Source organism: Haloferax litoreum (assembly GCF_009674605.1).
Lineage (GTDB): Archaea > Halobacteriota > Halobacteria > Halobacteriales > Haloferacaceae > Haloferax > Haloferax litoreum.
This window is the reverse complement of sequence record NZ_WKJO01000001.1, coordinates 1759138-1777401: the sequence shown is the minus strand read 5'-3', so window position 1 is coordinate 1777401 and position 18264 is coordinate 1759138. Positions and strand designations below refer to the sequence as shown.

The following is an 18264-nucleotide window of genomic DNA, read 5'->3' as shown; positions in this document are numbered from 1 at the left end:
CATGAAGAAGACGCGGAGACGGTTCGACGTGGAACAGGACGTCCCACCACCACCGGACTGTGACCGCGTCGATTCAAACGATACTCTGGACGTACAAGAACCTCGCTAAGTCCCCTCGATGGGTCTATATAGGGGAATCGAGACGACGTAAAACGGTGCCGACTTCGGGCGCGTGTCACTGTCTCAGATTGGCCGATGGCCTGCCTCGTCCGGGGTGTTGTTCGGCGTCCACCACGTGTCGTCGATGTGTTCGATGAGGGCACGAGCGACGGCGACGGGTTCTTCGTGGTGGACCCAGTGTGTCGCGCCCTCGAACGTTCGGAGGTGACCGTTCGAGCAGTACGAGAGGCTCTCTCTGGCCATCTTGGGGCGGAGGAACTGGTCTTTGGTACCCCAGACGACCAGCGTCGGAACCTCCACGGTGGTCGCTCTCGGTTGGGGTCGCTCACGGACGACGGCCCGATACCAGTTGACCATCGAGCGATACGCACCGGGGACCGACCACGCTGCCCGATAGTGCTCGATGTCAGTCGGCGAGAACGTCCCCGGGAGAGATGAGGACTGAATCGTCCGTTCGAGGATGGCCCAGTCGCCGACGGGTGCGATGAGTTCGGGGAGTTTCGGCACCTGGAAGAACAGGACGTACCAACTGCGGAGTTGCTGGGCCGGGTCACGTCGGAGGTGTCGGCCGAAGACGGAGGGGTGAGGGACGTTCATCGCCGTGAGCGACCGCACACGGTCGGAGTGGTGAAGGGCCGTCCACCACGCGACTGCGGCACCCCAGTCGTGGCCAACGACGTGTGCTTTCTCACGACCTAAGGCGTCGACGAGGCCGACCACGTCACCCGTGAGGTCGTCGATACTGTACGAACCGACGCCCGACGGTTGGTCACTCAGGTTGTATCCGCGCTGGTCGGGTGCGACGACCCGGTACCCATCCTCGGTGAGTGGTCGGAAGTAGTCAGCCCACGCGTACCAACACTCGGGGAACCCGTGCAGGAGGACGACGAGTTCTCCGTCTTCGGGTCCGGCCTCGACGACGTAGAGTTCGGTGTCGCCGACGTCGACAAGTCGACCAGACGCCTCCACCGGCAACTGTACGTCCTCACATTTCAACCCCGTTTGGCTCGACATACGTCTCGCTACGCGGGCAGAAGACAAATGTGGTGCGGCGACACGAACGGGGGTGAGGCGCCCGTAGTTCGGGGGGAAGTTCGACCCGGTTACGTGGCCGAACCGTTATCCGAAGAGACGCTCCCGAATACTGCGCTTTCGACTCCGCTCGGCGAGGAGGACTGAACAGTCCACGTCGTCGACGACGTCGAGGACCAACGTCCCTCGGACGAGGCGCGAGAGGAGACCGCGTTCGGTCGCTCCGATGACGAGCAGCGACTTATCCTTCGCGTGCGACTCGATTGCTCGCTCGACGTCGCCGGTTTCGACTTCGAGCGTCGCGTCACCGAGTCCGCGCTCTTCGGCCCACTTCTGCAGGAAGGCCCGACCTTCTCGTTCGTCGTCGGCGACGTGGAGGAGCGTCACCTGGGCGTCGTAGAACTCCGTGAGCACCGTGGCGATAGACGCAGAGAGGTCCGAGTCGGGACCGCCTGCCGTCGGGACGAGGACCGACGATGGGTCGAAGCCACGGTCTTTCAGCACCAACACGTCGTACGGGAGCGTGTTGGTCATCTCTTCGATGGCACTCTCCGCACGGCCCGGTGCGCCGTGACTGTCGGGGCCCCATCCCATCACGACGAGGTCGGCGTTGTACATCTCGGCGGCGTCGAACACCTCCTCGAACGAGCGGTGCGAGAGAATCGTGTGCGTCTCGATGTCGATGTCGAGTTCGTCGGCGTCGACGCGGGCCTGTTCGAGCAACTCGTCGGCCTCGGCGAAGTCGTACTCTTCTCGTGCAGATTCGAGCGCCGTCTGGTCGGGGACCTGCACGATGTGGACGCCGACGAGGGTGCCGTTGTTCGCTTTCGCGACTGACCCGCCGAGCGTGACGAGGTCACGTTCGCTCTCCGGGTTGGCGAGCGGAACCATGACGCGGTAGCCACCGTCGGGTTGGACCGATGTCGTCGCCGAAACGGCGGCGGACGGCAGTTCTTCGGACCGCTGGAGGACGTACTGACCGAGGATACCCTGCTTCTTCGCCTGTCCGCGGGCGTAGACGGCGTACCAGAGCATCGCGAACACGACGAACCCGACTGCGAGCAGGACGATGGTGTCGGCGAAGAAGGCGATGAGTGCGAACGACGTAATCGCGCCCAGAATCGGCGTGAAGGGGTACAGCGGCACCCGGTAGTCGGGCTGGTAGTCCTCTGGGTCGGCGACGCGCATCACGACGAGCGAGACGTTGAGGAGGCCGTAGATGATGAGGTGCAGGACGCTGCCGGCGTTCGCGAGCGTTCCCACGTCGGCCAGGAGGATGAAGAGTAAGATGAACCCGCCCGTGATGGCGATAGAGCGGTACGGCGTCCCGAACCGTGGGTGAATCTCGTTGAGTTCTTCGGAGACGATGCGGTCACGACCCATCGCGAAGTTGATGCGCGACGAGGCGAGAATCGAGGCGTTCGCGGACGACGCCGTCGCGAGGAGACCACCGAAGAGCATCGCAGCAGCACCGAGCGGTCCGATGAGTGTGCGCGCAACGTCGACGACGGCAGTTTCGTTGCCGGCGACGAGGCTGTTGTCGACGGCGGCCAGCACTGTCACGAGGACGAGTGCGTACACGGCCGTGACGATGATGACGCTCCCGAGGACGGCGCGTGGGAGGTTCTTTCCGGGGTCTTTGATTTCCTCGGCGACGGACGTAATCTGGACGAACCCGAGGTAGGAGACGAAGATGAGACCCGTCACGGGGAGTAGTGGACTCACGCCCTTGTCCGGTGGGACGAAGGGCCTGAGTTTCGCGATGTCGGCGTTCAAGAGGCCGAAGAGCGTGAACACGGCGAGGATAGCCAGTAAGATGAGGACGATAGCGTTCTGGAGTTTCCCCGTCTCTTTCGCGCCGACGTAGTTGATGAACACGAACAGCGTCCCTCCGGCGAGTGCGACGAGTTTGACGCCAGAGATGGTCACTCCCGCGAGGGAGAGACTCGGGACGGTCAGGAAGGTTGCGACGTACTGGCCGAAACCGGTCATGTAGAACGCGGAGGCGAACGCGAGACCCATCCAGTTGCCCCACCCGGCGACGCTGCCGAACAGCGGACCGAGTGCGTGGTTGATGTAGTAGTACGCACCACCAGATTTCGGCATCGCCGTCCCGAGTTCGCTGGCGGACGCGGCGGTCAACAGTGCGATAACACCGCCGAGGACGAACGCCGCGGCGGCGAGTGGTCCCGCTTGTTCGACGGCGGCACCCGGCAAGACGAAGATACCGGCACCAATCATGGTCCCGATACCAATCGTCAGGGCGGCGAGTGGGCCGAGGTCTTTTGCGAGTTCCTCGTCAGTCATGTCTCACCATTCCTGTGTCGTTCGACTGCTCGTCGGTTCCGCCGTCGGATTCTACACTGTCGTGGGGCAAGACGACCACGGGGCGGTCACTCTCTCGAATCAACCGGTCGCGGACGTCACCGGAAAAGAGGTCCCACCACGACCGACCACCGCGCGGCGTGAACACGATGGCGGACGCGTCCACGTCTCTCGCGGCGTCGAGGATGGCGTCGCCGACGTTCGTGTCGAACCGAAGGTCGGTGTCGATGTCGATGCCGACATCGTCCGCGACACGGTGAGCGACGTCGAACACGTCGTCTGCGACTTCTTCGCGTTGTTCGACGCCCGCTTTGTCCGGAGCACCGCCGGCTTTCTCGATGACGTGGACGACGAATGCCGTGCCGTCGTTCGCCGCGATACGCGGGAAGGCGACACCGCACGTCACCTCGGCGTCCTCCTCGTTCGCAAGCGGGAGGAGTGGACGTGAGAACAGTGGCTGGTACTGTTCGGTCATAGTATGGAACACGAGTGTGTTGGGTGTACAGCGAGCGATTCGACCCGGCGGAGGTGGGTTGTGTCGGGTCCAACAGCGCCCGATTCACAACGTGACCGTCGGGAATTCATATCGCCGGCTTTGACGTGAGTTGGTATAGAAGTTCGCAAATCCGAGCCTCGTGTCGGCGAAATTTGCCAGCCGGACGGGAGGTTCGTCTCGTGTACGTCGTCAGATTGCGACGACCCACGCCCGATAGTCTTCTGTGCGCTCGAACACCGTCTGAAACACGCGGTCTGCGAAGCCGGCGAGACGGTTCGCGTCGGAGCGTGCGGTGATTCTGACGTTCGTCCCTTCCGCCTCGTCGGGGCTCTCCAGTTGGTCGATACGGAACTCCGGGAACTCCGAGAGGAGGTCTTTCAGACGGGCCAGTTCGTCGTCGGTCACGTCCACGTTGAACGTCCGCTCGCCGAACTGAATCCACGGACCGGGGCTCTCACCGTCGATATCCGGGTCGCGTTCGGCCTCGATGGTCAAGAACGCACTCCCGCGATTCCGGTGAGCGGTGACGGCGTCGGCGAAGAGTTTTCGGCGCTCGCGGGGTGTGTCGGCCTCGAATCGAGTCATAGTCGTGGCTACTCCCGCTCGGTACAAAAACGGCCCGCGTCGTCGCGGCGACGCGGGCCGCGGCGAAGACGACGGTCACACCACGTCAGATGAGGATGATGACCGCCGCCAGCGTCACCGCGCTCACGGCGAGTAACTGGACGGCGAGGACGAACACGGGCGTCATGCCAGTCTCACGCATCGCGGCGAGACGAACGTCGAGGCCGAGGCCCACGAAGGCGAGTGCGAATAGCACGTCGCTGCCGGTATCGAACGCCGCGAGCACGTCGCCAGAGAAGACCCCGACGTTCGTGAGGGCCGCGAGCACGACGAACCCGACGAGGAAGCCAGGGACGCCGTCGAGGACCGCTCGAACGTCCGTCGACGACCCGTCAGCGTAGCGAAACGCGTACCAGAGGGCGACCACGCCGAGCATCGAGTTCCGAGCGAGTTTCGTCACCGTCGCCCACTGCCCGGCGACGTCGGAGTGGGCGAACCCGGCGGCAGTGACCGGCCCGGTGCTGAACATACTCAGGCCCGCCCAGACGCCGAACTGACGCCCAGTGAGCGGAAGCACGTCACCGGCGATGGGGAAGACGGCGAGTGTAATCGCGTCGAACAGGAGGACTGTCGCCACGACGTGGGCGAGTGACTCACCGTCGGCGTCGATAGTGCCCGCGATAGCAGTCGCGGCGGAGACGCCACAGATGCTCGCACCCGCGGCGAGGAGCGAACTGGTGTCGCGGGCGAGACCGAATACGCGCCCGGCGACGAGTTCGACGAGGAAGATACTCGCGACGACAGTCGCGACGACGAGGACGACGAGCGTCACGCCAGAGGCGACGAGTTCGTCGACAGCGATACGAGCGCCGAGGAGGACGATACCCGCTTCGAGGAGTACCGTTTGCGTGCGGACGCCCGGCCTCGCCCACGCGGGGACACCAGTCGTGTTGGCGACGACGGCCCCGAAGACGACACCGAGCAAGAGTGCGTTGACGCCGGGGACGACGCTGGCGACGAGCGTCGCGAGTCCCGCGAGGACGGCGAGCAGCACGAGTCCGGGGAGGAGACGCTGGACTCGTTCGAATATTGTCCCGCTCACAGTCCGACGTGAACGAAGGTGCGTTCAACGACCCCGGCCGGCGACTCGCGCATCGGTGGGTCGGACGACTCCCGCCCCGTTGAACGTGTCGCTCTGCGTCGCGGGAAGCGGCAGTACTGTCCGCGAACCAGCGTAGTGTGACCGGATACCACGGTCTCGTCGCTAATCAGCCAGCAGCATCTGCCGCTTTTCCCGACTCGGTTCGTCGCATATCTGGGCAGGTATCTTCAACACTATATGCTCTCGCCGGATGGTAGTCGATATGGGCAAGCGCATCCTCCTGCTCGGCGCGCCCGGCGCCGGCAAGGGCACACAGTCGAAGCAACTCGCCGAAGAATACGACATCGACCACGTCACCACCGGTGACGCGCTTCGCGCGAACAAGGACATGGAAACCGAGTACGGCACGCCTCGGTCGTTCATGGAGAAGGGCGAACTCGTCCCCGACGCCGTCGTCAACGAAATCGTGAAGGCGGCACTCGAAGACGCCGACGGCTACGTCCTCGACGGCTATCCGCGCAACCTCTCGCAGGCGGAGTACCTCACCGAGATTACGGACCTCGACGCCGTTCTCTACTTGAAGGTCGCCGAAGACGAACTCGTCGAGCGACTCACCGGCCGACGCGTCTGTTCCGAGTGCGGAACCAACTTCCACGTCAAGTTCAACCAACCGGACGAAGAAGGCGTGTGTGACGAATGTGGTGGCGAACTCGTCCAGCGCGACGACGACACCGAAGAGACCGTCCGTGAGCGTCTCTCGGTCTTCGAAGAGAACACTGAACCGGTCATCGAGCACTACCGCGACGAAGGTGTCCTCGTCGAAATCGACGGCGAACAGACGCCTGACGAAGTATTCGAGGACATCGTCGACGTCGTCGGCCAGTAAGGTTCGACACGGACTCTGGATACTCGACTCGCTTTTTTGCGTCGATTCGGACAGGGACACCCCAGTGACAGTCGTGCGTGCGCTCGTCCACAAGGTAAAACCTTGATAACGGCCGGTTGCTAAAGGGGCGGTAATGGCACGAATCGAATCTAAGGTGCGCGACCTCGTCGGTTCGGACACCGACATGCGCGCCGCCGTCGAGACCGTCCTCGAACGGGCGGACGACGGCGAAGTCGAGTGGGCCGACGTCCGCGACGAGCTCACGAGCGGCCAGTGGGGCCGCCTCATCGAGAAAGGAGTCCTCGTCGACGGTGACGAAGGGTTCCGACTCGCTGACGTGGCGGCGACCCGCGCAGGCCTCGAAGACGACTCGTCGTCCGGGTCCTCGTCTTCGTCCTCGTCGACCTCGTCGGCCGATACCGGCGACTCGTCGTGGTCGAAGTACGACAAAGGCGCGGCAGTCGTGACTGTTGGCCTGTTCCTCGGCTACTCCGTCGCCGAAGTTCGCAACGTCATCGGCGGGGTCATGGACGTCGCGCTCGGCCCGCTTGCCGAGTTGCTCCCGTTCTACGCCGTCGTGATGGTTCTCGCACTCGCGACCGGTCTCTACTCCACGCTCCTGCAGGCGAACCTCATGGACATGGACAAGATGGCCGTGTACCAAGAGCGCATGAAGGACATCCAGAAACGGCAGAAGGATGCCCGCGAGCGCGGCGACGACGCCGAACTGGAGAAGATTCAAGAAGAACAGATGGAAGCGATGGGCGACCAGATGGGCATGTTCAAAGAGCAGTTCCGCCCGATGGTCTGGATTATGTTCCTCACCATCCCGGTGTTCCTCTGGATGTACTGGGCCATCGGCGTCGGCGGCGCGAACGCCCAGCCACACGTCACGCTCGAACCGTTGGTCCTCCCGATGGTCGGTGAAGTCGCCTGGAAAGACGGCGTCGTCGGCCCGATGCAGGCGTGGATTGTCTGGTACTTCCTCTGCTCGATGGGGTTCACCCAGATTATCCGCAAGGGACTCAACATCGACATGACCCCGTCCACCGCGTAACTGGACGGACCAACTTCTCTCGACCGGCGTGAGAAGGCCCCACAGGGGCCGTCGCCAACGATAACCTCTTTTAGCCAACCCCACGGAGACAGAATATGTTACTGACTGTCTCCGGGCCACCGGGCAGCGGAAAGAGTACGACCGCCGCCGCACTCGCTGAGGCGTTCGACCTCGAACACATCAGCGGCGGAGACATCTTCCGCGAACTCGCCGCCGAACACGACATGACCGCCGTCGAGTTCAACAAACTCGCCGAGGAAGACGACCAAATCGACCGCGACCTCGACCGCCGCCTCCGAACGATTGCACTCGAACGCGACGACGTGCTCCTCGAATCCCGACTGGCTGGCTGGCTCGCGGGCGACGCGGCCGACCTCCGACTCTGGCTCGACGCCCCAGTGGACGTTCGTGCAGCGCGTATCGCCGACCGCGAGGACAAACCCGCAGACGTCGCCCGCGAAGAGACCACGACCCGCGAGGCCAGCGAAGCACTCCGCTACGAGGAATACTACGACATCGACATCACGGACCTCTCTATCTACGATATCTCACTGAACACGGCCCGTTGGGGCGAATCTGAAGTGCCTGCAATCATCACTGCCGCGGTCGAAGCCTACGACCCCGACGACGACGAAGGCAAGTACCCCGTCGAAGGCGTCCGCTACGACTTCTAACCATGCTCCGCACCCCACCCGAAGACAGAAGCGTCGACGAACTCCTCTCGTTCGGCGTCGTCAACCTCGACAAGCCACCGGGGCCGTCGGCCCACCAGGTGACTGGGTGGGTCCGCGACATGGCGGGACTCGACCGGGCCGCGCACTCGGGAACCCTCGACCCGAAGGTCACCGGGTGTCTCCCCATCCTCTTCGACGACGCGACACGGATGGCGCAGGTATTCCTCGAAGGGTCGAAAGAGTACGTCTCGGTCCTCGAACTCCACGGACCCGCACCCGCCGATATCGAATCGACCGTCGCCGAGTTCGAGACCAAACTCTACCAGAAGCCTCCCCGCAAATCGGCCGTTTCACGCCGCCTTCGCGTCCGCGAAATCTACGACCTCGACCTCCTCGAAGTCGAGGACCGACAGGCGCTCCTCCGCATTCGCTGTGAGTCGGGTACCTACATCCGCAAACTGTGTCACGACCTCGGTCTCGCACTCGGAACCGGCGGCCACATGGGCCACCTGCGCCGGACTGCGACCGACCCGTTCGACGACACGGACCTCGTGGGTCTCCACGACCTGAAAGACGCCCTCGTCTTCGCCGAGGAAGGCGACGAGTCGTGGATTCGTGACCTCGTCTCGCCCGCCGAACGCGCATTGACGCACCTCCCGTCAGTTACGATTGCCAACAGTGCCGCCCGCGAAGTCGCAAACGGCGCTCCGGTCTACGCCCCTGGCGTATTCGACGTGGACTCCGACGCGGCCCGTGGTGACCTCGTCGCCTGCTATACCGAGGATGGGTCCGCCGTCTGTCTCGGCGAACTCGTCGGCAACGCCGACGCCGAGTCCGGAACGGTCGTCTCGTTAGAGCGCGTGTTGGTCTGAGCGGATTCGAATCGCTGTTCCTCGCTATCGTTTCCGTTGCTTCTCTGCTTCTGAAAGTGTCTCGGCCTGCTCGTGAACCGACTTCACCGCACGCTCTGCGTCCGCCTTGTCGAGGTCGTAGACGTACCGCCACGAGGCGAGTGGGTATCCGTACGACTCTTCTGGTTGCTGTTCTGGCGGTCTCGCCTCGTCGTCGTTCCGCATCACGCGCCACCGGGCGGCAGCCACGGCTAGTGCGACCACGAAGACGACGGCAGTGAGACCGTAGAGTAGGTCAAACGAGATGCCACCGAGGACAATCGACATTTGGTTGTCAATTGTGACCGGACGAACATAGCCGTACTCCCCGTTTAACCATCCGTTCGCAGCCGGGAAATGTGCGATAGAATCGCACGACACGACGTCGCGTTCCGACGACGAAACGAAGGGCTTAACCGCGAGACACGCATCGCTTTGAATGCACCCTGGGACCGTGGGGTAGTGGTATCCTCTGCCGATGGGGTCGGTAGGACCTGAGTTCGACTCTCAGCGGTCCCACTAATTTCTCTCGACGCAACCCTTCGAGCCGTGAGTCCTAGGACTCCGGCGAGAAATAAACTGCGTCGAGTGAATTCGTCACAACGCTGAGAGTCGAACGTCGGAAGACGGTCTTCCTCGCTCCGCTCGTCAGCTGCGACTTCCGGGCTCGACGCTCAGCGGTCCCACTCCACCTTTTTCACCGTCGGGTTCCTCGGACAGCTTGACTGTCCTGCGGGAACCTCTCCTCGAAAAATCTGGACCAAAAAGGCCGCGAAGACTCACTTCGTTCGTCTCGCGGTACAACCGATGACGTACTCTCCGCCAACACTCCGGTGAGCAACGAGACGAGTGTAAAAACGACCAGAGTGGTACGGTCGTGACCGAGACACGACCCGTTCAGTTTTGACCCGGCGGGTTCTGTGGCCGCACCAGTTTGTTCCCGAGTTTGCTTTCGACGTCGACGAAGTATTCCCAGTCGCCACCGAACGCCGGGGGACGGTTCCCGGTGTACCGTGGGTCCGTCTTGTGGATGATGAGGTAGTTGTAGTTCCCGTTGTCGTCGTACCCCTTGCAGTTGATGTTGTTTCGAACCCACCCAGAGTCGAGGAACGGGTCGTTCTCGAACGACCCACGGTACTGGACCTTGTAGTCACAGACCGTCAGCGTCTCTTGGTCCAGTTCGTCCACGCCGCCCACAGTGCCTTGGACACGCCCGTCACCGAGGTCCCAGTACCAGTCCCCGTTGGCGTCGTACGCGTAGACCGACTTGTACGTCCCCGTGACGACCTCTCCCTCGTCGGGGATGCCGTTTCCATCCTCGTCGTCGTACTTGCTCTTCGCCGTCTGTCCCACTGCCGTCCCCACCGGAAGCGCCGCGAGTGTCGCCGCGACACCGACTCCTCGAAGGAGTTTCCGCCGAGATATGTTGGTTTTATTTTCCATTGCCCCAACATAACCACAACGAGTACCGTGATAAGTGTGACTCGCTTGTCAACTTCAGTGTCCTCTCTGAGTCTACGCCCGACCAGAGAATCAGCATTACCAGTCCGTCTACCGGTTTGTGATGCATTTCCGGAACGTATAAATGAATGTATAGAAACACGAATTCTGTCGCCTCTGAAAGGGAATTTTTATCGTACCCTGATTGAATGCCGTGCCATGGATAGCCTCGGAATCGAGCACACCGTACAGCACATCGCCGATGCGTACGATATCGAGGTGTACGACGTGCACGAGTCGGGAGACACACTCGTCATCGAGCAAGACGAGTACGAAGACACACGCTCGACGATGACTTCCGCACTGCTTTTCGACAGGTACGACGCCCACTTCGACCACATCGAGATTCGAGTTCCCGAATCCGACGAAGGGACACGAGTCAGTCGAAGTCAGTTCCACCAGTCGATGAACTCGTTTTCGGAAATCATCGGGGGCGACCACGGATTCTAACCACACGGTACCCGGATTGCCGGCACTAGTCGGTTGGGTGACTGGGTGGCGTCCGCCCACTGTCTGCCAGCACTTCTGGTGGCCCCCGTGGAATCTCTCCGTTCGACAAGCGCTCCGGGCCGTACACGACGACCAGTATCGACGCGGCGACGACAATCACGAGGGCCACGACGCCATAGCCGGTAGGCGACCTGATAGCCTCGCTCCCCCCAGCGAGGTAAAACAGCGGTGAGTTGTTGACTGACGCGTGGAGAACCATCGCCACGAGGACACTTCCGCCAGTCTCGTTGTAGAGCCACGTGAACACGACTGACTCCGCGACGACGGCGATAGCGTAGAATTGCAACGGGAGGTTCGCCTGCGCCGACCCCGGTACGACAAACAGCGGAAGGTGCCAGACAACCCATCCGACACCGATAATTAGGCTCGCCGTGAGCGCACTGTACCTCGCTTGCAGTCGCGGGAGTGCGAATCCTCGCCACCCCGGTTCTTCGTTCCCACCGCCGACGAAGAAGACGAGCAGCATACCGATGGGATAGCTCGCCAGCGCGGCGAGTGGGGTCGGGTCGAACGCCCCGCCGAAGACGAGAATGTCGAGCGAACTCCCCGCAAGCGCGAACACCGCCGGCAAGACGAGTGCGACGACCCAGTATCTGAGCGGAACACGCCACCGGAGTATCTGGTTGAACCACCCGCGGACGCTCTCTCCACGCACCCACGTGAGGATGAGCGCGGCCACGGCCGGTCCGAACCCACCGAGCATGATGAGGAGCGTCGTACGAAGACCGGGTCGCCCCGGACCGAACACGAGCGGTGCCCACACAGTCCACGAGAGCAGGTACGTCAGCGCGAAGAACGTGACGACCGGATGTCGGTCGACGACCTCTCGAAATCGGGACACCATGCGAGACAGTTCGATACGCCACACCATAAATGACTTCTGCGTGACGTATTCGTCGGGGGAACGGTGGTCCCGTCGGTGGCGAAGAGCGACGCCGTCGTCGGGGGACCTTACTCCTGTGCGTCGACGACGGCCACTCCCGCTAGATTGACGATGTCCTTCACTTCGTCACCGCGCTGGAGGACGTGCACAGGTTTGCCCATGCCGACGAGCATCGGACCGATGGCCTCTGCGCCACCGAGGCGCTGGAGGAGTTTGTAGCCGATGTTGCCCGCTTCGAGGTTCGGGAACACGAGGACGTTCGCCGGTTCGTCGAGGTCCGAAAACTCGTACGTCCCGGTGAGCATCTCCTCGACGAGTGCTGTGTCGGCTTGCATCTCACCGTCGACGGGGAAGTCCACCTCTGGGTCGTTGTGGAGGCGTTTCACCGCGTTCCGTGGTTTTCGCGTCCCGTCGTTGTCCACACTGCCGAAGTCCGAGTACGACAAGAGTGCGGCGCGCGGTTCGACGTTGAACCGACGGGCCAGTTCGGCCGTGTGTTTGGTGACTTCGGCGAGGACTTCCTCGTCCGGGTCGAGATTGACCGTCGCGTCGGCGCAGAAGACGACGCGGTTCTTGAACGCCAGCATGTAGACGCCGGCGGCGTAGTTCGCGTCGTCGGCCGTGCCGACGACCTGCAACGGCGGACGGAGCGCCGACGGGTAGTGATGGGTCAGGCCCGTGAGCATCGCGTCGGCGTCGCCGATATCGACCATGACGCTGGCGAAGTAATCGGAGTCCTGTCCGACGAGTTCGCCCGCTTCGACGCGGGTGAGGCCGTTCCGCTGTCGCTTCTCGTAGAGGTGGTCGGCGTAGTGACTCCAGTCGCCGTCGTGTGGGTTGGCGATAGTCGGGTCGAAGTCGAGGCCGAGGGCTTCTGCTTTCCGGAGAATCCGTCGCGTTCCGCCGATGAGAATCGGTTCGGCGATTCCCTCCTCCTGCATCTGGTAGGCCGCGCGAATCATCTTCTCGTCTTCCCCCTCGGCGAGAGCGACGCGCTTGGGGTTCGACTTCGCCTTGTTGAGGACGACTTGCATCATCTCGCGGGACTTCCCGAGACGCGCTTCGAGTTCCTCGCGATACGCCGCCAAGTCGCGTTCGAGACGGGCGGCCCCGCTTTCCATGGCCGCCTTCGCCACCGCTGGCGTCACCTCGTAGAGGACGCGCTGGTCGAGCGGTTTGGGGATGAGGTAGTCGGGACCGAACTGTAACGGTTCGTCACCGTAAGCTTTGACGACGGCGTCGGGCACGTCTTGTCGAGCGAGGTGTGCAAGCGCCTCGGCGGCGGCGCGCTTCATCGCCTCGTTGATCTCCGTCGCCCGCACGTCGAGTGCGCCGCGGAAGATGAACGGGAACCCGAGGACGTTGTTCACCTGATTCGGGTAGTCAGAGCGACCCGTCGCCATGATGACCGTATCGTCACGAGCGTCCTTCGCATCCTCGTAGGTGATTTCGGGGTCCGGGTTCGCCATCGCGAAGATGATTGGGTCGTCGGCCATCGACCGGACCATCGCTTGGGAGACGATACCGCCGACGGAGAGGCCGACGAATACGTCTGCACCCTCCATCGCGTCTTCGAGAGACCCGTCTTCGACCCCACGAGCGAACGGTTCGGTGTACTCGTTGAGTTCGCCCGCCTCGGCACGCGACTCCGAGAGGATACCGTCGATGTCGCACATGGTGATGTTCTCGTGAGGGATGCCGAGCGAGACGTAGAACCGGGCCGTCGCCGTCGCCGCAGCACCCGCCCCGGCGAACGTCACGTCGAGGGAAGAGAGGTCCTTGTCGGCGATTTCGACGGCGTTGAGCAGGGCGGCACCGGAGATGATGGCCGTGCCGTGCTGGTCGTCGTGGAAGACGGGGATGTCCATCTTCTCACCGAGTCGCTGTTCGATTTCGAAGCACTCCGGCGCTTTGATGTCTTCGAGGTTGATGCCCCCGAACGTCGGTTCCATCGCGGCGACGCTCTCGACGAATGCCTCGGGGTCGGCGATGTCGAACTCCACGTCGAACACGTCGATGTCGGCGAAGCGTTTGAACAGGACGCCCTTGCCCTCCATGACTGGCTTGGACGCCTGCGCGCCGATGTCGCCGAGGCCGAGGACCGCAGAGCCATTCGAGACGACGCCGACGAGGTTCCCCTTCGCCGTGTACTCGTACGCGAGTGTGGGTTCGTCCGCGATATCGAGACACGGCGCGGCCACCCCGGGAGAGTAGGCGAGACTCAGGTCTCGTTGTGTATTCGTCGGTTTCGTCGTCGCAATCTCTATCTTTCCGGGCGGGTCCTTGCGGTGGTACTCCCGAGCGTCGTCCTCGAGTGTCATTGTAGTCACCCGCGTCGTTGAGAAAGGTAGCCTCTTCGTTCGGCGCAGAGACTAGTCGAAATCGACACTGCCGTTCGGGAAGAACAGGTACGTCGGCGTCTCAGCCGAGTCGAACGACGCGAGCGTGTGGTGCGAGGTGTTTCGTCACGTACCCGAGGAGCCACGCCGTGACGTTCACCAAGTTGAGACCGACGAACAGGAGAGCGAGGCCGAGTGCCGACACGACCAGTGCGCCCTGGAGTGTGGTGGCTTCACCGTTGACGAGGTGAATCGGTCCGGCGACGCTGATGGTCCAGAGGTCCTGCGTGATGCGCAGTTCGGGAAGGACGACCAGTGACCCGCCGAAGTCGACGCCGACACCGGGGTAGTCGTAGTAGAACGGAAGCAACACGAACGCCGTCGTGAGCGAGGACCAGACGGTGAGGCTGACCAGCAGTCCGAGACCGACCCAGAACTTCGTGAAGACGACGACGAGACTCACGTACGTGCCGTAGTCGGTGACGAGGTCTTTCACGTACGCGAGGATGCCGTCTTCGAGCGTCGTGTCACCGGTTCGGTGAGTTACTTCGAACCCGACGAGTCGGCGGACGCTCTCCGTCTCGATTCGCATGAATGCGGTGCCGAGGAAGAGGGTGATGAGGAGTAACGGAATCCCGAAGAGGAGGACGATGCCACCGACGCCGAGTGCACCCATCGTGACGAGCGTCACGAAGTACAGGAGTCCGAGCGGGAACGCGACTGCGAGGTACAGGAAGTTCTTGTACGTCTGTCGCTGGAGGGGGGCACTCACGGCGCGCGTGAGAACGTCGAGGACGTCGGGCGAACTCGACTCGGTCTGGTTCATGGTACAGTCGTTCAGTGGGGAGCCAGTTATATCTCGTCGCCGACTTTCCGGGTCAGAAACTCGGCAATGTATTATATACCCTCGTCGTGGCATGCAAGAACGTGAGTGAGGATTGCGACGACGCGAGGGTACTCAGCCTACTCGACGACGAGTACGCACGTACCATCCTCACCGCAACGAGTCACGAACCCCTGTCCGCGAACGAACTCGCAGAAACCTACGAGATGTCACCACCGACCGTCTATCGTCGTGTCGAGGCGCTCAAAGAATGCGCACTCCTCACCGAGGAGACTCGATACGCCGAATCGGGCCACCACTTCGCCGTCTACCGCGCGAACGTCGGCCAACTCAGAGTCACGTTCGACGACGGCCGAATGACACTCGACGTCGACCGCGAATCGGACGGGGAATCCCCCGCTGACCGCTTCACCCGCCTCTACGAGGAGCTACGATGAATCTACCACACGCCCCTGCCCTACAACTCGCCCTCCAAGTAACCGAGACGGGTTCGACCACTCAGGTCGCACTCGTCCTCGCGAGTTTCGTCGTCTCCGCGGTACTCGGCCTGTTCATCGCGCGGAAGGCCTACCAGGGTTACCGCCGCAACGACAGCACGCCGATGCTCCTCCTCGCGGTTGGTATCGTTCTCTTGACCGCCGTCCCGGCGGTGTTCTCTTTCGGCCTCTCCACGTTTACGACCCTCCCCGGGTCGGCCGTGGTGCTGGTGACGAACCTGAGCGAAATCGCCGGGTTGGTCGCTATCGCGTACTCCCTGTACGGCCGTTTCTAAGTCGAGTCTCTCCGGTCACTCGTCCGCCGAGACTGGTGAGTGAGCGACAGTCCACCGACCCACCTCGTGGGCCGCAACCAACACCACGACGCTCACCACGATGATGCCGACGCCCATCGGCGACGAGAGCAAGCCGAGCGAGACGATGAGCGTCGTCGCGCACGCCGGTGCGTGGACGGTGTCGGCGGCGACCATCCCCCAACTGGTCAGGCCGACTGAGACGATGCCGCTGGCGACGAGTCTGAGTCCAGCGACCGAAAACGCCGGGATGGATGCTGTGAGTGCCACGCCGGGTGCGAGCAGTGAATATGCGAGCAAGCCAGCGACGGCCCCGATGACGTGTCCGCCGACGACGGTGGCCCCTCGCGGACGTTCGTTGGCTTCCGCGAACGCGAGGACGAAGGCCGAAGGCCCGAGGCTTGGGAAGACGAAGGCCGCACCAGTCGCCCACGCGACGACCCCGAGAACAGCGAACGAGAGGCCTGCAGAGAGCGCGGTTTCGACACCTCGGCCATCCATATCGTTCGATGCACTGGTGCACACTGAAAACAGTGCTGACTCGGCCAGCAGGGTGGTGAGTCGAGTTGTGGGCGGAGTTTCAAATGGTTTCGCGGCGACATCGTCTGCATGCCCGGCGCAGTATTCCTCGAAGGCGAACTCGTCGAACTCCGGACCGTCGAAACGGACGATATCGAGTTCCTCCACGAGATGGTCAACGACCCACGCGTGCGAAACGGAATCGCGGCCGTCGACCCCATCACACGCACCAACGAACGCGAGTGGGTCGAATCGCGCGGCGACGGCGACGACAGCAACTTCGTCGTCTGTGACGACGGCACTCCCGTGGGGAGTATCGGATTCAAGGCCCCGAACGTAATCAACGGGGCCGTCGAAGTCGGGTATTCGGTCGCACCGGACCACTGGGGGGAGGGCTACGCGACCGATGCGCTTCGGACTATCTGTGGATACGCGTTCCGAGAGCGACGACTGAACAAGGTCTACGCGAACGCCTACGAGACGAACCCGGCGTCGTGTCGCGTCCTCGAAAAAGCGGGGTTCCAGCGAGAAGGCGTCCTCAGGGAACAGGGCTTCGTCGACGGCGAACACGTCGACACGCTTCGCTACGGGTTGCTCTTCGACGAGTGGAAACGAGACGTAGTCGAAGACGAAGGAGAAGAACGCGGCCGAACCGCAGACAAATGGTTCTAGTCTAAATCCAGCCTTCTTGGACGAGGAGTTCGCCGTTGAGGACGGACGCGCCCGCCGCACCGCGAATCGTGTTGTGGGCGAGGCAGTTGTACTTCACGCCGTTGGGCGTCTCCTGAATCGCGCCGGCGGAGATTTGCATGCCGTCGCCGCGGTCACGGTCGAGACGGGGTTGTGGGCGGTAGTTGTCTTCGAAGACGTGGATGAGTTGCTCGGGTGCGCTCGGCAGGTCGACACCGGGGAACTCGCGCATCGCGGCGGCGACGTCGTCGGGGGAGGCGTCTTCTTCGAGGTCGGCGAAGACGCTCTCGAGGTGGCCGTCGAGCGTCGGGATGCGGTTACACGAGGCGTTGACCTCGGCGTCGTGGAGCGAGAGTTCCGCGCCGTCGAACGACCCGAGGAGTTTGCGCGACTCGGTCTCCATCTTCTCTTCTTCGCCGCCGATGTGCGGGATGGCGTTGTCGATAATCTCCATCGAGGTGACGCCGTCGTACCCCGCGCCGGAGACTGCCTGGAGGGTCGTGACGTGGACCCGGTCGAGGCCGAACTGGTCGAGTGCGGCGAGCGTCGGGACCATCGTGATGGTCGAACAGTTCGGGTTCTTCACGAGTGCGCCGTCCCACCCACGTTCGTCCTGCTGGACCTCGATGAGGTCGAGGTGGTCGGGGTTGATTTCGGGAATCGTCAGGGGAACGTCCGGGGCCATGCGGTCGTTCGAGGAGTTCGACGAGACGACGTAGCCCGCGTCGAGGAAGTCGGGTTCGACGTCGGCGGCGACAGACGACGGGAGCGACGAGAAGAGAAGGTCGATGTCGTCAGGAACGTCCGCGGGGTCGGTTCGGCCGACTTCCATCTCTGCGACGTGGTCCGGGATAGGGGTATTGACGCGCCACTTCGCCGCTTCGTCGTAGCGCTTGCCCGCGCTGGACTCACTCGCAGTCAGTGCCCCGAGTTCGAACGTTGGGTGGTCTTCGAGGAGTTGGATGAATCGCTGTCCTACCGCACCGGTTGCGCCGAGAATTCCGACTCGTACTGCCATTACCCGTGTCGTAGTGTGGCACACG

At 62.8% G+C, this 18264-nt stretch carries 20 protein-coding genes and 1 tRNA gene; 9 read left to right on the top strand and 12 right to left on the bottom strand.

Going from position 1 to position 18264, the window contains the following annotated elements:
• Nucleotides 1-183: 183 nt before the first annotated feature.
• The 5 genes from GJR96_RS09105 to GJR96_RS09085 form a co-directional block, all read right to left on the bottom strand.
• Complete coding sequence (locus GJR96_RS09105; protein ID WP_151162656.1) at nucleotides 184-1134, bottom strand: alpha/beta fold hydrolase; 951 nt, start codon at nucleotides 1132-1134, stop codon at nucleotides 184-186.
• Between the two features lie 105 nt (nucleotides 1135-1239).
• Nucleotides 1240-3459 (bottom strand): amino acid permease, encoded by a 2220-nt coding sequence (locus GJR96_RS09100; RefSeq protein ID WP_151162655.1) that lies wholly within the window; start codon nucleotides 3457-3459, stop codon nucleotides 1240-1242.
• Nucleotides 3452-3952 (bottom strand): universal stress protein, encoded by a 501-nt coding sequence (locus GJR96_RS09095; protein ID WP_151162654.1) that lies wholly within the window; start codon nucleotides 3950-3952, stop codon nucleotides 3452-3454. The genes GJR96_RS09100 and GJR96_RS09095 overlap by 8 nt, the downstream gene beginning before the upstream one ends.
• A 210-nt stretch (nucleotides 3953-4162) precedes the next feature.
• Nucleotides 4163-4558, bottom strand: a complete 396-nt coding sequence (locus GJR96_RS09090; protein WP_151162653.1) for a hypothetical protein — start codon at nucleotides 4556-4558, stop codon at nucleotides 4163-4165.
• Nucleotides 4559-4643: 85 nt separating this feature from the next.
• Entirely contained in the window at nucleotides 4644-5639 is a 996-nt protein-coding gene (locus GJR96_RS09085) for a YeiH family protein (protein ID WP_151162652.1), read from the bottom strand.
• Nucleotides 5640-5901: 262 nt separating this feature from the next.
• On the opposite strand from GJR96_RS09085, the gene GJR96_RS09080 reads away from it, so the two are divergent.
• From GJR96_RS09080 to GJR96_RS09065, 4 genes are all read left to right on the top strand, one after another.
• Entirely contained in the window at nucleotides 5902-6525 is a 624-nt protein-coding gene (locus tag GJR96_RS09080) for an adenylate kinase (protein WP_151163970.1), read from the top strand.
• Between the two features lie 133 nt (nucleotides 6526-6658).
• Complete coding sequence (locus tag GJR96_RS09075; protein WP_151162651.1) at nucleotides 6659-7582, top strand: DUF106 domain-containing protein; 924 nt, start codon at nucleotides 6659-6661, stop codon at nucleotides 7580-7582.
• A gap of 95 nt (nucleotides 7583-7677) precedes the next feature.
• On the top strand, nucleotides 7678-8256 hold the full coding sequence (gene cmk / locus GJR96_RS09070; RefSeq protein WP_151162650.1) for a (d)CMP kinase: 579 nt from the start codon (nucleotides 7678-7680) through the stop codon (nucleotides 8254-8256).
• A 2-nt stretch (nucleotides 8257-8258) separates the two neighbouring features.
• Nucleotides 8259-9128 carry an RNA-guided pseudouridylation complex pseudouridine synthase subunit Cbf5 gene (locus tag GJR96_RS09065; RefSeq protein ID WP_151162649.1) on the top strand — a complete coding sequence of 290 codons (870 nt, stop codon included), beginning with the start codon at nucleotides 8259-8261 and terminating at the stop codon, nucleotides 9126-9128.
• Nucleotides 9129-9152: 24 nt separating this feature from the next.
• On the opposite strand, the gene GJR96_RS09060 is transcribed toward GJR96_RS09065, so the two are convergent.
• A complete protein-coding gene (locus GJR96_RS09060; protein WP_151162648.1) occupies nucleotides 9153-9434 on the bottom strand; it encodes a hypothetical protein in 282 nt (93 codons plus the stop codon).
• Between the two features lie 160 nt (nucleotides 9435-9594).
• Here GJR96_RS09060 and GJR96_RS09055 point away from each other — a divergent pair.
• Nucleotides 9595-9665, top strand: a tRNA-Pro gene (locus GJR96_RS09055).
• A gap of 378 nt (nucleotides 9666-10043) precedes the next feature.
• Here the strand turns inward: GJR96_RS09055 and GJR96_RS09050 are convergent.
• Nucleotides 10044-10589 carry a hypothetical protein gene (locus tag GJR96_RS09050; RefSeq protein WP_225317721.1) on the bottom strand — a complete coding sequence of 182 codons (546 nt, stop codon included), beginning with the start codon at nucleotides 10587-10589 and terminating at the stop codon, nucleotides 10044-10046.
• Between the two features lie 216 nt (nucleotides 10590-10805).
• On the opposite strand from GJR96_RS09050, the gene GJR96_RS09045 reads away from it, so the two are divergent.
• A complete protein-coding gene (locus tag GJR96_RS09045; RefSeq protein WP_151162647.1) occupies nucleotides 10806-11096 on the top strand; it encodes a hypothetical protein in 291 nt (96 codons plus the stop codon).
• Between the two features lie 25 nt (nucleotides 11097-11121).
• Here the strand turns inward: GJR96_RS09045 and GJR96_RS09040 are convergent, their stop codons facing one another.
• The 3 genes from GJR96_RS09040 to GJR96_RS09030 all read right to left on the bottom strand — a co-directional run bounded on the left by GJR96_RS09040 (nucleotide 11122) and on the right by GJR96_RS09030 (nucleotide 15204).
• On the bottom strand, nucleotides 11122-12000 hold the full coding sequence (locus tag GJR96_RS09040) for a CPBP family intramembrane glutamic endopeptidase (protein ID WP_191965833.1): 879 nt from the start codon (nucleotides 11998-12000) through the stop codon (nucleotides 11122-11124).
• Nucleotides 12001-12107: 107 nt separating this feature from the next.
• Nucleotides 12108-14360, bottom strand: coding sequence for an NADP-dependent malic enzyme (locus tag GJR96_RS09035; protein WP_151162645.1), 2253 nt, complete (start codon nucleotides 14358-14360; stop codon nucleotides 12108-12110).
• Between the two features lie 100 nt (nucleotides 14361-14460).
• Complete coding sequence (locus tag GJR96_RS09030) at nucleotides 14461-15204, bottom strand: sensor domain-containing protein (protein ID WP_151162644.1); 744 nt, start codon at nucleotides 15202-15204, stop codon at nucleotides 14461-14463.
• 101 nt (nucleotides 15205-15305) lie between these two features.
• Here GJR96_RS09030 and GJR96_RS09025 point away from each other — a divergent pair, with 101 nt between their 5' ends.
• Together GJR96_RS09025 and GJR96_RS09020 are read left to right on the top strand one after the other, a co-directional pair.
• Nucleotides 15306-15659, top strand: a complete 354-nt coding sequence (locus GJR96_RS09025; RefSeq protein WP_191965832.1) for a winged helix-turn-helix domain-containing protein — start codon at nucleotides 15306-15308, stop codon at nucleotides 15657-15659.
• Nucleotides 15656-15994, top strand: coding sequence for a DUF7521 family protein (locus tag GJR96_RS09020; protein WP_151162642.1), 339 nt, complete (start codon nucleotides 15656-15658; stop codon nucleotides 15992-15994). Before GJR96_RS09025 ends, GJR96_RS09020 begins: the two co-directional genes overlap by 4 nt.
• A 15-nt stretch (nucleotides 15995-16009) precedes the next feature.
• On the opposite strand, the gene GJR96_RS09015 is transcribed toward GJR96_RS09020, so the two are convergent.
• Nucleotides 16010-16513 carry an HPP family protein gene (locus GJR96_RS09015; RefSeq protein ID WP_151162641.1) on the bottom strand — a complete coding sequence of 168 codons (504 nt, stop codon included), beginning with the start codon at nucleotides 16511-16513 and terminating at the stop codon, nucleotides 16010-16012.
• Between the two features lie 108 nt (nucleotides 16514-16621).
• On the opposite strand from GJR96_RS09015, the gene GJR96_RS09010 reads away from it, so the two are divergent.
• A complete protein-coding gene (locus GJR96_RS09010; protein ID WP_151162640.1) occupies nucleotides 16622-17203 on the top strand; it encodes a GNAT family N-acetyltransferase in 582 nt (193 codons plus the stop codon).
• A 1-nt stretch (nucleotide 17204) separates the two neighbouring features.
• Here GJR96_RS09010 and asd read toward each other — a convergent pair whose 3' ends face one another.
• A complete protein-coding gene (gene asd / locus GJR96_RS09005; protein WP_058571847.1) occupies nucleotides 17205-18239 on the bottom strand; it encodes an aspartate-semialdehyde dehydrogenase in 1035 nt (344 codons plus the stop codon).
• Between the last annotated feature and the right edge of the window lie 25 nt (nucleotides 18240-18264).

Excerpts from the sequence above, each read along its gene's own strand:
- GJR96_RS09105 (WP_151162656.1), bottom strand. The coding sequence starts at position 1,134 with ATGTCGAGCCAAACGGGGTTGAAATGTGAGGACGTACAGTTGCCGGTG.
- GJR96_RS09100 (WP_151162655.1), bottom strand. The coding sequence starts at position 3,459 with ATGACTGACGAGGAACTCGCAAAAGACCTCGGCCCACTCGCCGCCCTG.
- GJR96_RS09095 (WP_151162654.1), bottom strand. The coding sequence starts at position 3,952 with ATGACCGAACAGTACCAGCCACTGTTCTCACGTCCACTCCTCCCGCTT.
- GJR96_RS09090 (WP_151162653.1), bottom strand. The coding sequence starts at position 4,558 with ATGACTCGATTCGAGGCCGACACACCCCGCGAGCGCCGAAAACTCTTC.
- GJR96_RS09080 (WP_151163970.1), top strand. The coding sequence starts at position 5,902 with ATGGGCAAGCGCATCCTCCTGCTCGGCGCGCCCGGCGCCGGCAAGGGC.
- GJR96_RS09075 (WP_151162651.1), top strand. The coding sequence starts at position 6,659 with ATGGCACGAATCGAATCTAAGGTGCGCGACCTCGTCGGTTCGGACACC.
- cmk (WP_151162650.1), top strand. The coding sequence starts at position 7,678 with ATGTTACTGACTGTCTCCGGGCCACCGGGCAGCGGAAAGAGTACGACC.
- GJR96_RS09065 (WP_151162649.1), top strand. The coding sequence starts at position 8,259 with ATGCTCCGCACCCCACCCGAAGACAGAAGCGTCGACGAACTCCTCTCG.
- GJR96_RS09060 (WP_151162648.1), bottom strand. The coding sequence starts at position 9,434 with ATGTCGATTGTCCTCGGTGGCATCTCGTTTGACCTACTCTACGGTCTC.
- GJR96_RS09050 (WP_225317721.1), bottom strand. The coding sequence starts at position 10,589 with ATGGAAAATAAAACCAACATATCTCGGCGGAAACTCCTTCGAGGAGTC.
- GJR96_RS09045 (WP_151162647.1), top strand. The coding sequence starts at position 10,806 with ATGGATAGCCTCGGAATCGAGCACACCGTACAGCACATCGCCGATGCG.
- GJR96_RS09040 (WP_191965833.1), bottom strand. The coding sequence starts at position 12,000 with ATGGTGTCCCGATTTCGAGAGGTCGTCGACCGACATCCGGTCGTCACG.
- GJR96_RS09035 (WP_151162645.1), bottom strand. The coding sequence starts at position 14,360 with ATGACACTCGAGGACGACGCTCGGGAGTACCACCGCAAGGACCCGCCC.
- GJR96_RS09030 (WP_151162644.1), bottom strand. The coding sequence starts at position 15,204 with ATGAACCAGACCGAGTCGAGTTCGCCCGACGTCCTCGACGTTCTCACG.
- GJR96_RS09020 (WP_151162642.1), top strand. The coding sequence starts at position 15,656 with ATGAATCTACCACACGCCCCTGCCCTACAACTCGCCCTCCAAGTAACC.
- GJR96_RS09015 (WP_151162641.1), bottom strand. The coding sequence starts at position 16,513 with ATGGATGGCCGAGGTGTCGAAACCGCGCTCTCTGCAGGCCTCTCGTTC.
- GJR96_RS09010 (WP_151162640.1), top strand. The coding sequence starts at position 16,622 with ATGCCCGGCGCAGTATTCCTCGAAGGCGAACTCGTCGAACTCCGGACC.
- asd (WP_058571847.1), bottom strand. The coding sequence starts at position 18,239 with ATGGCAGTACGAGTCGGAATTCTCGGCGCAACCGGTGCGGTAGGACAG.